The sequence below is a fragment of the Luteimonas gilva genome, from assembly GCF_005239095.1.
Taxonomy (GTDB): Bacteria; Pseudomonadota; Gammaproteobacteria; order Xanthomonadales; family Xanthomonadaceae; genus Luteimonas_C; species Luteimonas_C gilva.
In genome coordinates this window covers 314,312-326,462 of sequence record NZ_SZUA01000001.1, presented here as the reverse complement: position 1 = coordinate 326,462, position 12,151 = coordinate 314,312, and the positions used below count along the sequence as shown (strand labels likewise).

The 12,151-nt window shown below is 67.2% G+C and carries 14 protein-coding genes; 6 read left to right on the top strand and 8 right to left on the bottom strand.

Annotation, left to right across the window (positions count from 1 at the left end; all coding sequences use genetic code 11):
- Window positions 1–194 precede the first annotated feature (194 nt).
- From FCE95_RS01455 to FCE95_RS01445, 3 genes are all read left to right on the top strand, one after another.
- The gene (locus tag FCE95_RS01455; RefSeq protein ID WP_137265222.1) at window positions 195–632 is read left to right on the top strand and encodes a SufE family protein; all 438 of its coding nucleotides are present in this window, start codon (window positions 195–197) and stop codon (window positions 630–632) included.
- Complete coding sequence (locus tag FCE95_RS01450) at window positions 629–1,864, top strand: MFS transporter (protein WP_137265221.1); 1,236 nt, start codon at window positions 629–631, stop codon at window positions 1,862–1,864. Before FCE95_RS01455 ends, FCE95_RS01450 begins: the two co-directional genes overlap by 4 nt.
- A gap of 135 nt (window positions 1,865–1,999) precedes the next feature.
- Window positions 2,000–2,641 carry a CDGSH iron-sulfur domain-containing protein gene (locus FCE95_RS01445; RefSeq protein WP_137265220.1) on the top strand — a complete coding sequence of 214 codons (642 nt, stop codon included), beginning with the start codon at window positions 2,000–2,002 and terminating at the stop codon, window positions 2,639–2,641.
- Between the two features lie 69 nt (window positions 2,642–2,710).
- Here FCE95_RS01445 and FCE95_RS01440 read toward each other — a convergent pair whose 3' ends face one another.
- Both FCE95_RS01440 and dksA read right to left on the bottom strand, forming a co-directional pair.
- Complete coding sequence (locus tag FCE95_RS01440; protein WP_223266736.1) at window positions 2,711–3,187, bottom strand: nucleoside deaminase; 477 nt, start codon at window positions 3,185–3,187, stop codon at window positions 2,711–2,713.
- Between the two features lie 115 nt (window positions 3,188–3,302).
- On the bottom strand, window positions 3,303–4,310 hold the full coding sequence (dksA, locus tag FCE95_RS01435; protein ID WP_425481289.1) for an RNA polymerase-binding protein DksA: 1,008 nt from the start codon (window positions 4,308–4,310) through the stop codon (window positions 3,303–3,305).
- Window positions 4,311–4,374: 64 nt separating this feature from the next.
- On the opposite strand from dksA, the gene yidD reads away from it, so the two are divergent.
- Genes yidD through FCE95_RS01420 form a run of 3 tightly spaced genes read left to right on the top strand, consistent with a single transcriptional unit; the run spans window position 4,375 to window position 6,795 of the window.
- Window positions 4,375–4,593 (top strand): membrane protein insertion efficiency factor YidD, encoded by a 219-nt coding sequence (gene yidD / locus FCE95_RS01430; RefSeq protein ID WP_223266735.1) that lies wholly within the window; start codon window positions 4,375–4,377, stop codon window positions 4,591–4,593.
- A gap of 28 nt (window positions 4,594–4,621) precedes the next feature.
- A complete protein-coding gene (locus tag FCE95_RS01425) occupies window positions 4,622–5,968 on the top strand; it encodes a dihydroorotase (RefSeq protein ID WP_137265217.1) in 1,347 nt (448 codons plus the stop codon).
- A complete protein-coding gene (locus FCE95_RS01420; protein ID WP_137265216.1) occupies window positions 5,965–6,795 on the top strand; it encodes a M23 family metallopeptidase in 831 nt (276 codons plus the stop codon). Before FCE95_RS01425 ends, FCE95_RS01420 begins: the two co-directional genes overlap by 4 nt.
- 144 nt (window positions 6,796–6,939) lie before the next feature.
- Here FCE95_RS01420 and folE2 read toward each other — a convergent pair whose 3' ends face one another.
- The 6 genes from folE2 to efp form a co-directional block, all read right to left on the bottom strand.
- Entirely contained in the window at window positions 6,940–7,863 is a 924-nt protein-coding gene (gene folE2 / locus FCE95_RS01415; protein ID WP_223266734.1) for a GTP cyclohydrolase FolE2, read from the bottom strand.
- A 75-nt stretch (window positions 7,864–7,938) separates the two neighbouring features.
- Window positions 7,939–8,586, bottom strand: a complete 648-nt coding sequence (locus FCE95_RS01410) for an isoprenoid biosynthesis enzyme family protein (RefSeq protein ID WP_223266733.1) — start codon at window positions 8,584–8,586, stop codon at window positions 7,939–7,941.
- Window positions 8,574–9,245, bottom strand: a complete 672-nt coding sequence (locus tag FCE95_RS01405; RefSeq protein WP_137265215.1) for a phosphoglycolate phosphatase — start codon at window positions 9,243–9,245, stop codon at window positions 8,574–8,576. Before FCE95_RS01405 ends, FCE95_RS01410 begins: the two co-directional genes overlap by 13 nt.
- A 40-nt stretch (window positions 9,246–9,285) precedes the next feature.
- A complete protein-coding gene (gene ubiG / locus FCE95_RS01400; protein WP_137265214.1) occupies window positions 9,286–10,008 on the bottom strand; it encodes a bifunctional 2-polyprenyl-6-hydroxyphenol methylase/3-demethylubiquinol 3-O-methyltransferase UbiG in 723 nt (240 codons plus the stop codon).
- A 98-nt stretch (window positions 10,009–10,106) separates the two neighbouring features.
- A complete protein-coding gene (locus FCE95_RS01395; protein WP_137265213.1) occupies window positions 10,107–11,447 on the bottom strand; it encodes a TRZ/ATZ family hydrolase in 1,341 nt (446 codons plus the stop codon).
- A gap of 136 nt (window positions 11,448–11,583) precedes the next feature.
- Entirely contained in the window at window positions 11,584–12,150 is a 567-nt protein-coding gene (gene efp, locus FCE95_RS01390) for an elongation factor P (RefSeq protein WP_137265212.1), read from the bottom strand.
- Window position 12,151: the final 1 nt, after the last annotated feature.

Sequence of the window (12,151 nt, the reverse complement as noted above, 5' to 3'; positions counted from 1 at the left end):
CCTCCCCCTTTGAAAAAGGGGGATTGAGGGGGATTTGCTTCGCGGCCTGATCGAAGAGCAAATCCCCCTGCGTCCCCTTTTTCAAAGGGGGAAAGCAACAGCTCACGCCGGGGACGTGCGTTTATAATTGCAGGCAGAGCCAGTCGCTGGGTTCCCGCCTCCGCGGGGATGACGGCTAAAAAGCGGAAAAGCACGTGGATACCCCCGCCTTCCCCCTCGAACCGACCGCAGCGGAAGCGCAAAGCGCCATCGCCGACGAATTCTCGTTTTTCGGCGACTGGTCCGAGCGCTACCAATATCTGATCGATCTCGGCCGCAAGCTGCCGTCGTTCCCGGACGAGTGGAAGAGCGAGGAGCACCGCTTGCACGGCTGCCAATCGATGGTCTGGATCGTGCCCTCGGGCGACGCTTCGCGGCTGGATTTCGCCGCGGTCAGCGATTCGGCCATCGTCTCCGGCCTGATCTATCTGGCGCTGCGCGTCTACTCGGGCCGCTCGGCGGCCGAGATCCTCGCCACCGATCCGAACTACATCTCCGCGATCGGCCTGGCCAAGCACTTGTCGCCGACCCGCAGCAACGGCCTGGCCGCGCTGTTGGCCTTCATCCGCGACACGGCGCAGCGCGCCTCGTGAGCGCGGCCGCCGGAGGAGCGGCCGCACTGCTTCGCAATCGAGGCTTCGCCGGCCTGCTGGTGTACCGGCTGCTGGCGATGCTGTCCTACCAGATCGTCGCGGTCACGGTCGGCTGGCAGCTCTACCAGATCACCCGCGACGCGCTGTCGCTGGGCTTGATCGGCCTGACCGAAGTCATTCCCTATTTCTGCTTCGCGCTGTTCGCCGGCTATGCGGTCGATCACTTGCCGCGGCGCAAGCTCGGCATGTTCGCCTGCTTGGGCCTGCTGCTGACCACGCTGATGCTGGCCGGCGTAGCCAGCGGCAAGCTGCCCGCGTTCGGCACGCTCACCATCTACGCCGCGATCGCGATCAACGGCGTGGTCCGCGCCTTCCTCGGCCCGGTGTACCAATCGCTGTTCGCGCGCGTGCTCAAGCGCGAGGATTTCGCCCGCGGCGCCGGCGTGGGCAGCGTGGTGATGCAAACCGGACTGGTGTTCGGCCCTGCGCTCGGCGGCGGCTTGATCGCCTGGCAGGGCCTGACCTTCGCCTATCTCGTCGCCGCCGCATTCGCGGCCGCGGCGGCCATCGCCATCGCGAACCTGCGCGCGACCGAGCCCGCCCTGCCCGCCGATCGCGCGCCGGTGTTCAAGAGCATCGGCGAAGGCCTGCGTTTCGTCTTCAACCACCAGATCGTGCTCGGCGCGCAGGCGCTGGACATGTTCTCGGTGCTGTTCGGCGGCGCGGTAGCGATGCTGCCGGCCTTCATCCACGACATCCTGCATTACGGGCCGGAAGCGTTGGGCATCCTGCGCGCGGCGCCAGCCGCGGGCGCGGTGCTGATGGGCCTGTGGCTGGCTCGGCATCCGCCGCAGCGCAACGCGGGGCGCCTGTTGCTGTACGCGGTCGCCGGCTTCGGCCTGTGCATCATCGGTTTCGCACTGTCGCGGCAGTTGTGGCTGTCGGCCCTGTTCCTGATGGCCTCGGGCATGTGCGACGGCGTGTCGGTGGTGCTGCGTTCCACCATCCTGCAATTGTCCACGCCGGACCATTTGCGCGGACGGGTATCGTCGATCAACGGCATCTTCATCGGCTCGTCGAACGAGTTGGGCGCGTTCGAGTCGGGCCTCGCCGCGCGCTTGCTGGGCTTGGTGCCGTCGGTGATTTTCGGCGGCTGCATGACTTTGGGCGTGGTCGCGGCCACGGCGAAGCTGGCGCCGAAGCTGCGCAAGCTCGATCTTCGCGATCTATAACTTGTGGGAGCGGCTTCAGCCGCGAGCTATTTGCATCCGGTCGCGACGACCTGCGGGAAAGAGCTCGCGGCTGAAGCCGCTCCCACAAAAGATTTCCGGGCGTACACTGCCCGCGTCCACCCGCCGAGGTTCGCCATGGGCACCGAGACCGTCCGCGGCAAGCAAGTCGTCATCCTTTTCGATGGGCAGCGCTGCATCCATTCGCGGCACTGCGTGCTAGGCCATCCGGACGTGTTCGTGCCGAACGTGGAAGGAGAATGGATCCATCCGGATGCGGTATCGGCCGAGGAAGTGGCCTGGATCGCACGTTCCTGCCCTTCCGGCGCGATCCAGTACGAACGCCTCGACGGCGGAGCGGAAGAACCGGCGCCGGTCGTCAACACGGTGCGCTTGCGCGAACACGGCCCGCTGGCTTTCAACGCGCCGCTGCGCATCGCCGGCAAGGACGAAGGCTTCCGCGCGACGCTATGCCGCTGCGGGCTGTCGAAGAACAAGCCGTTTTGCGACAACAGCCATCTCGAAGGCGGGTTTCACGCCACCGGCGAGCCGGCGCCGAAAAAATCCGAGCCGTTGCAGGCGCGCGACGGCGTGCTGGCCGTCGAGCCGCAGAAGAACGGTCCGTTGAAGGTCACCGGCAATCTCGAAGTGGTCAGCGGCACCGGCCACACGCTCGACCGCGTCACCGAGACCTGGTTCTGCCGCTGCGGGCATTCGAAGAACAAACCGTATTGCGACGGTTCGCATCGCAAGGTCGGGTTCGAAGCGGACGGGGCGTAGAGTCGAGCCTGCTCGACTGCTCTTCCCCCACTCGCCTGCGATACAAAAAGCAGTCGAGCAGGCTCGACTCTACAAACGAGAGGTCAGCCGCACTGGGCGGCCCATTCCGCGTACAAGCCGTCCTCTCCTTGCGGCCGCGCTTGCGCCACGGCGATCGACTGCGCCGCGGGCGGCAGCGCCATTTGCGCGTACACGGCCGCCGTGGACAGGCCGTAAGGCTCGCCGTCTTCGTTGGAATAAGGCGTAATGCGCCGCCGTCACGCCGCACAAGTGCATCGCCGCCAGGCACATCGGACAAGGATGGCCGCTGGCGTAGATCGTGCAGCCGTCCAAGCGCGGGCTGCACAGGATGCGGCTGGCTTCCCGGATCGCGAGCAGTTCCGCGTGCGCGGTCGGATCGTGGCTGTCGTGGATGCGGTTGGCGGCGCGCGCGACGACTCGCCCGTCGCGCACGATCACCGCGCCGAACGGGCGGCCGCCGTCGGCGATGTTGGCGCGGGCGATCGCGACCGCTTCGCGCATGAAATCTTCGTGGGCGTCCGGCACGGCGACCTCCTCGGGATGTCGGCGGCATCTTGCCCCGATCCGCGGCCGACGGCCGTGAAACCGGCATAAAAAACCCCGCGCCAGGCGGGGTTTTTCGTTTCGGCGCGGCGCAGCGTCAGTCGCCCATCTGCTTCTGCAGATGCTCCCAACGCTCTTGCGCATCGATCGTGCGCTCGGCGGTGAGGCGCGCTTCCAGGCGTTCCAATCCGATTTCCTCGCCGGTATCGACGCAGAAGCCGTAATCGCCGGCTTCCAGGCGCTTGAGCGTGCTGTCGATCTTGCCGATCAGCTTGCGATAGCGGTCGCGGGTGCGCAGTTCCAGCGAGTTCTCGGTTTCGCGGGTGGCGCGCTCGGCTTCGTCGCCGACGTCGCGCACTTCGTCCTTGAGGTTCTCGATGGTCTGCTTGGATTCTTCGACCAGATCCGCGCGCCAGCCGAGCAGGCGCTGGCGGAAATACTCGAGCTGCAGCGCGCTCATGTACTCCTCGTCCGGGCCGGGCTTGTAGCCGGCGGGCAGGATCGGGCGGCCGGTGGCTTCGTCGGTCTTGTACGGCACCACTTTGATCTTGCCGCGCGGCGCGGGGGCCTGCGGCTTGGCGACCACGGCCACGGCGACCTTGCCGACGGGTCGCGCAGCCGCGGGCCGAACGGCCACCGGCTTCGCCGCCGGCGCGGCGGGCGCCGCGGGCTTGGCGGCCGGCTTCTTGACCGCTGCGGACTCGGACGCGGCCTGCGGAGCCGCTGCGGGCTTGTTGGCGACAACCGGCTTGGGTTCGGGTTTCTTGGCGACCGCCGGCTTGCTGGCCACGGTCTTGGCCGGAGCCGCCTTCTTCGCGACGGGCTTGGGCGCGGGCTTCTTCACGGGCACCGCTTTCTTCGGCGCGGGCTTGGCGACGGCTTTCTTCGCAGGAGCCGCCTTCTTCGGCGCCGGCTTCGCGGCGGGCTTCTTGGCCGGGGCTTTCTTCGCTGCGGGCTTGGCGGGAGCGGGCTTCTTCGCGGTCGGCTTCTTGGCGGCCGGCTTGCTGATCTTCTTGGCGGCGGCCTTGGCGGTCTTCTTCGCTGGTTTCTTTACTGCCACGAGCTGATGTTCCTCTTCCCTTGAGGCGGGAAAGCGCGCTGTTATAGCCTACTGGGCTTACAGCGGCAACCACGCATCTCCGCGAGCCGCGACACCATGTTCAGGTACCTTGGTCGATAAGCTCCTCATCGCCTGTTTGCGCCTCTACAAACGCTGGTTGAGCCCGCTGCTGGGCCCGCGCTGCCGGTTCGTGCCCACTTGCTCGGAATACGCGATGCAGGCGATCGGCCGCTTCGGCGCGGTCAAAGGCGGCTGGCTGGCGCTGCGCAGGATCGGCCGCTGCCACCCTCTTCACCCCGGCGGGCACGATCCGGTGCCGCCGGCTTGAACCACGATCACTTTCCGGAAACCTTCACATGCCCTCGACCCTGATCGTCAACGCCCGCCTGGTCAACGAAGACCGCGAATTCGAGGGCGATCTGCGCATCGAAAAGGGCCGCATCGCCGAAATCGGCAGCGGCCTCAGCCCGCGCGAAGGCGACGCCATCGTCGACGCCGCCGGCCGCCGCGTGTTGCCGGGCATGATCGACGACCAGGTCCACTTCCGCGAACCGGGGCTGGAATACAAGGCCGACATCGCCACCGAATCCGCGGCCGCGGTCGCCGGCGGGCTGACCAGCTTCATGGATATGCCCAACACCAATCCGCCGACGCTCGACGCCGCCGCGCTGGAAGACAAATACCGGCGCGCCGCGGGCCGGGCTTGGGGCAATCACGGTTTCTACCTGGGCGCGAGCAACGACAATTTGGAAGCGATCCGCGTGCTGGATCCGCTCACCGCGCCCGGCATCAAAGTGTTCATGGGCGCGTCCACCGGCAACATGCTGGTCGACAATCCCGAAACGCTGGACGGCATCTTCCGCGAAGCGCCGACGCCGATCATCACCCACTGCGAAGACACGCCGATGATCGACGCCGAATTGGCCCGCTACAAGGCCAAATACGGCGACGACATCCCCGCCGAATGCCATCCCGACATCCGCAGCCGCGAGGCTTGCATGAAGTCGACCCTGTTGGCGATTTCGCTGGCCAAGAAGCACGGCACCCGCCTGCACGTGCTGCACATCTCCACCGCCGACGAACTGGCGCTGTTCGAACGCGGCCCGCTGATCCGCGCCGACGGCACGCGCAAGCGCATCACCGCCGAAACCTGCGTGCATTTCCTGCGCTTCGACCGCGCCGATTACGCCCGTCTGGGCCATCTGATCAAATGCAACCCGGCGATCAAGGACGCCAGCGACCGCGAAGCGCTGCTGCGCGCGCTGGCAGACGACACCATCGACGTACTGGCCACCGACCACGCGCCGCACACGCTGGAAGAGAAAGCCCGCCCCTACACGTCCGCGCCGAGCGGCCTGCCGCTGGTGCAGTACGCGCTGAACGCCGCGCTGGAATGCGTGCGCGAAGGTTCGCTGACGACCGCGCAGATGGTGCGCAAATTCGCGCACGCGCCGGCGCAGCTATTCGACGTGAAGGAACGCGGGTTCCTGCGCGAAGGCTATTGGGCCGACCTGGTGATGGTCGCCGACGAGCCTTTCACGGTGCGCCGCGAAGACGTGCTGTCCAAATGCGGCTGGTCGCCGTTCGAAGGCGCCACTTTCCACACCCGCATCGCTTCGACCTGGGTCAACGGTCAACTGGCGTGGGACGGACGCATGCTGGTCGGCACGCCGAACGGCAAGCGCTTGGAATTCGATCGGTGAGGCCTTCCATCGCGGGCTGCGCCCTGCTCGCGCTCGCGGCGTGCGCGGGCTCGGCTTCGCAGGCTTCCGACCGCATCACCGACCTGCCCGCCGCCGCCAGCCAAGGCGCGTTGGTCGTCGGCCGCACCGAGCCCGGAAACACCGTCACGATAGCCGGACGGCGATTGCGGTTGTCCGCCGACGGCCTGTTCGTTTTGGGGATCGGTCGCGACCAGACCGGCGTGGCGCGCGTGGACATCGTCTGGCCCGACGGCGCGCGCGAATCCGGCAACATCAAGATCGTGCCGCGCGACTGGCCGATCGAAAACATCGTCGGCGTGCCGCCGAAGACCGTCAACCCGCCGCCCGACATCGCGGCGCGGATCGAGCGCGAACAAGCCCTGGTGGTCGCGGCACGGCGACGCGACGACGACCGCGCCGATTTCGCGCAAGCCTTCGCGTGGCCGGTGCAGGGGCGGATCAGCGGCCGCTTCGGCAACCAGCGGGTCTACAACGGCACGCCCAAAACGCCGCATTCGGGCATGGACATCGCCGCGCCGACCGGCACGCCGGTGAAGGCGCCGGCAGGCGGCATCGTCACCTTCGCCGCACCCGATCTGTACTTGACCGGCGGCACGCTGCTGATCGACCACGGCCACGGCGTGAGTTCGAATTTCCTGCACTTGTCGCGGATCGAAGTGAAGGTCGGCGACCGCGTCGAACAAGGCCAGGTCGTGGCCGCGGTCGGCGCCACCGGGCGCGTCACCGGACCGCACCTGCATTGGGGCATGAATTGGTTCGAGGTGCGGATCGATCCGCTGCTGGTGCTGGAACGGAGCGGGAAGTAACTTTCCGTCCGTGCGGCCTGCTTTTCGTAGAGTCGAGCTTGCTCGACTGCTCTTTGGGACTTAGCGGCGATCCGACCGAAAAGCAGTCGAGCAAGCTCGACTCTACAAGAGCGGTTGGCGTCGCAACGACGAGCGCATCGCTTATTACGAACGCGAACCCGACACCCGCGCCACCGCATCGTGCGCGTGCAAGCTCTCGAAGTGCGACACGGTCACGTCGTAACGCTCGACCCGCGCATCGCCGGCCAGCGCGGCGGCGACGCGGCGCGCGGCGTCTTCGCAGAACATCAGGTTCTCGGCGTTGAGTTTGGCGAAAGCCTGTTCGTCCTCGCGCTTGACCGCGGTCTGCACCGGCGTGCCCAGCGCCGCTTCCACCGCATCGATCAGCGCCGCGAACGGCAGCTCGTCGAACGAAGCACGCAATTCCACGACGGCGTCGGCGCGGCTGCGCTGCGCATGCGGCGTCGCCGCCAGGCCGCGCTCGGACGCCAGCCACTCTCCGACCACCCCGGGCGACAGCGGCCGCGCATCGGCGAAATCCGTGGCGAAACGCTCGGCGTTGAGCTGCCGCGACAGCGCCGCGGAAGCCGGACAAGTGCTGGAATATTCGGCGGAGAACGCGAGCGCCAACTTCAGATGGCCGTCGCGCAAAGAAGCTTCGATGCGCACCGGATAGTTCTTCCAACCGGCATGATCGCTGGCCAAAGCCTGGCGCTTGAGCAGATGGTCGTAGCGGATCGTCAGGCGCGCGGCGCCGGACAAGCCGCGTTGCGATTCGACCATGTCCTGCAGCACCCGGCGCAGCCCGGCCGGCGTGAGCGCTTCGCCCGCGAAAGCTTCCTGCAAACGCAGATACAGGCGCGACATATGGATGCCGCGCGCGCCGGCCCGCTGCAGGTCCACGGCGGCGTCGACCGACGCGGCGACCTGCACGACTTCGCCGTCCGTGCCGTGCACGCGCAGCGGCAGCGCGATGCGGTCCATGCCGACCCAGTCCAGCGGGCGGGCCAGTGCGGCGGCATCGTCGGCGACATCGGGCAGTCGCGAGGGATTCACGGAGGAAGACACGGCGGATTCCAGCGGGGGCGGAGCTACGTCAATGCGGGCATTGTACCGGCCCGCAAGGGCACGCTCGCGCAACGCTCAGTGCCGGGCGGCGCGCCAGGCCAGCCACAACGCGCGCCAGAGCGGCAAGGGCGCGCCCTTGCGCAACCTCGCGCGGGCCAGCGCGGCGGCGATCCGGCGCGGCCGCGAGCCCTGTACGGGCGGCCAACGCGCGATCAAATCCTCGCGATGGCCCGTTTCGGCGGGCCAATGCGGATGGCCGGCCAGCAAGCAGGCGGCGATCGCGTCGGCGCCGTCCGAAGAAGAGAACAGCGATTGCTCCACCGCTCCCGCGGCGGCGGCGAAGGCGCGCAACCCCGCCAACGCCGATTTCGCGTCCGCCGGCGGGGCGCGGCTGGTGCGCAGCGCCGGCAGCGCCGCTTCTAGCGTCGGCCAGGGCGCGGCTTGGCGTTGCAACGCGATGCCCAGGGGATGACGGCGCAAGCCGCGCGACCATCCGCGCAGTTCTTCCTGCCACCAGGCGAGTTTGGCGATGCCTGGCGTCGGGTCTTCGCCGCCCCAGGCCGCATCGGTCAGCTCTTGCAGCAGCGCGAACCAGGCCGCGGCGATCTCGCGCTGCGACACGGACACGAACGTTTCCGCCACCGTCCATTCCGGCCAGCGCGCGCGCCATTTGGCGATGAAGCTGTCGAGGGCGGCGGGATCGGTCATCGTTACGCGGGCCATGCCGCCGGGTCGAGCAGATCGCGCGGCGATCCGACCATGACATCGCCGCCCCAGCGTTCCGGCGCGTCTTCCGGCAAGCGATAGCCCCACAGCGCGACCACCGAAGGCATGCCGGCGGCGCGCGCGGCGAGGATGTCGCGCTCGTCGTCGCCGACGTAGACGCAATCTTCCGGCGCCACGTACAGCGATTGCGCGGCGTGCAGCAGCGGCAGAGGATGCGGCTTGCGTTGCGGCAGGCTGTCGCCGCCGATCAGCACCGCGCAACGCGTCTGCCAGCCGAGCAGCGGCAGCAGCAACCTGGCCAGGTATTCGGGTTTGTTGGTGACGATGCCCCAACGCCCGCCGTCGGCTTCGATCGCGCCCAGTAAGGCCTCGACGCCATCGAAAGGCGGGCCGTGCTTGGCCAACTCGTTTTCGTAGCGCGACAGGAAAATCGGCACCATTTCTTCGCGCTGCGCCTGATCGAGCTGCGGGAACGCGGCGGCGATCATCGCGCGCGAGCCTTTCGACACGTGCGGACGCAGCTCGTCCAGGCGCATGTCCGGCTCGCCGCGTTCGGCGCGCAGCGTGTTGACGGTCGCCAGCATGTCCGGAGCGCTGTCGAGCAGCGTGCCGTCCAGGTCGAAAAGCACCAGTTGCGGGAATTTCGCGAGGCTCATCGGCGGTTTTTCCCCCTTTGAAAAAGAGGGGCAGGGGCGCTCATTCGCGCTTCTCCGGCTTGCGCGCGCAAGCCAGGTAGTTGACGTCCGTGCGCCGGATCACCCGCGCGGCGTTGCGCCAAGGCTCGTACATCAGGCCGCTGACGTCCTCCAAATCCAGGCCTGCCTCGCGCAGCCAGGACGCCAGTTCGGAAGGCTTGATGAAATCGCGGTACTGGTGCGTCCCTTTCGGCAATACGCGGGCCACGTATTCGGCGCCGACGATCGCCAAAGCGAACGCGGCCGGGGTGCGGTTGAGCGTGGAGACGAACAGGCGGCCGCCCGGCTTCAGCAACGCGGCGCAAGCCGACAGCACCGAGGCCGGATCGGGCACATGCTCGAGCATCTCCATGCAGGTGATCGCGTCGAAACTCCCCGGCTGCTCGTCGGCGAGCGCTTCGACCGCGCTCAACCGGTAATCGACTTCGACTCCGGATTCCAGGCGGTGCAGTTTGGCGATCTTGATCAGTTCCGGCGCCAGATCGATCGCCGTCACGCGCGCGCCCTCCCCCGCCAACGCCTCGCTCAGCAGGCCGCCGCCGCAGCCGACGTCGAGCACCGCGGCGCCGCGCAGCGGCGTGCGCTCGGCGACGTAGCCCAGACGCGCCGGATTCAAGGCATGCAGCGCTTTCTGCGGGCCTTGCGGATCCCACCAGCGATTGGCCAGCGCGCCGAATTTGTCGAGTTCGGCTTGGCTGAAGTTTTCTTTGGCTGCGTTGCTCATCGACTCGTCTCTGTGGGAGCGGCTTCAGCCGCGAGCTCTTTTCTTCGGACCGCAGCGACCTGCAGGGAAAAGCTCTCGGCTGAAGCCGCTCCCACAAGTCACCGCCCGACGGCCGCGATCCGATCCCGCCACTGCCTCGCGTTGGCGACGATGCCGGCGACATCCATGCCGACCAGCTCGCGACCGCGCAATTTGGGCTTGCCGGCGATCCACACATCGCTCACCTGATGCCGGCCGGTCGCGTAAATCAATTGCGACACCGCATGATGCAGCGGCTGGGTTTCCAACGCCGACAAATCCACGCAAACCAGATCGGCTTGCTTGCCGTCTTCGATCGATCCGATCAAATGATCGAACCCCATCGCTTTGGCGCCGCCCAGCGTCGCGGCGCGCAAGGCGCTGAACGCATCGAAACCGGCCGCATCGTCGGCCACCGCCTTGGCCAGGATCGCCGCGGTGCGGGTTTCCCCGAACATGTCCAGGTCGTTGTTGCTGGCCGCGCCGTCGGTGCCGATCGCCAGATTCACGCCGGCGCGCTGCAAGGCGCAGGCCGGGCAGAAACCGGACGCGAGCTTGAGGTTGGACTCCGGGCAATGCACCACCGACACGCCGCGTTCGGCGCACAGCGCGATTTCGGCCGGCGTCAGCTGGGTCATGTGCACGGCAATTAAGCGGTCGTTGACCAAACCCAGCCGGTCCATCCGCGCGAACGGGCGCTGACCGTGCTTTTCCTGCGACTGCGCGACTTCCTGCGCGGTTTCGTGCAAATGCAGATGCACGGGCACGTCGAGCTGGTCGGCGAGCATGCGGACCCGTTCGAAATTCTCGTCGGACACGGTGTACGGCGCGTGCGGCGCGAACGCGGTGGCGATCAGCGCATCGTGGCGCCATTGGTCGTGCACTTCGCCGGCGCGGTCGAAGTATTCGTCGTCGGACTTGGCCCAGGCGGTGGGGAAATCGATCACCGGCAGGCCGACCCGGGCGCGAAAGCCGTGTTTCTTGTACGTGGCGGCCTGCACGTCGGGGAAGAAGTAGTTCTCGTTGACGCAGGTGGTGCCGCCGCGCAGCATCTCGGCGATCGCCAGGGTCACGCCGTCGGCGACGAAATCCGGCCCGATCACCGCGCCTTCCACCGGCCAGATATGTTCCTGCAGCCACACTTTCAGCGGCAGGTCGTCGGCGACGCCGCGCAGCAAGGTCATCGGGTTATGGGCATGGGCGTTGACCAGGCCCGGGATCAGCGCCGCTTCCGGACGCGACACCGTTTCTTTCGCTTCGAAACGAGCGCGGGCTTCGTTCGTCGGCAGGATCGCGACGATGACCCCGTCCTTCACGGCGACCGCATGGTTTTCCAGGACGACCGCATGCGGTTCGACCGGAACGACGTAGCCGGCTTCGATCAACAGGTCGCAGGATTGGCGCGCTTGGGTTTCGGTCATGCGTTTTCTTTTGGCCGTCATTCCCGCGAAGGCGGAAATCCAGTGACTTTCGCACCAGAAAGTGACGACGCGACCATGCGAATCCGCGCGCCCTCACCCAACCCTCTCCCGCTTCGCAGGAGAGGGCTAAAGCAGATCACTTCACGCGCGAAACATACTCGCCGCTGCGCGTGTCGACCTTGATGATTTCGTCCTGGCCGACGAACAGGGGCACGCGCACCACGGCGCCAGTCTCCAGCGTCGCCGGCTTGCCGCCGCCGCCGGAAGTGTCGCCGCGCACGCCCGGATCGGTTTCGGTGATCTTCAGCTCGACGAAGTTCGGCGGCTGCACCGCGATCGGCACGCCGTTCCACAGCGTCACCACGCAATCCTCTTCGCCCTTCAGCCACTTGGAAGCGTCGCCGATGCCGGCCTTGTCGGCCTGCACCTGCTCGAAGGTCTCGTGGTTCATGAAATGCCAGTACTCGCCGTCGGCGTACAGGAACTGCATGTCGGTATCGACCACATCGGCGGCTTCCAGCGAATCGGTGGCCTTCATGGTCAGTTCGACCACGCGGCCGGACTTGATGTTGCGGTACTTCACCCGGGTGAAGGCCTGGCCCTTGCCCGGCTTGACGTATTCGGTGTCGGTGATGATGCACGGCTCGTTGTTGACCAGGATCTTCATCCCGTTCTTGACGTCGTTCATGCCGTAAGTGGCCATC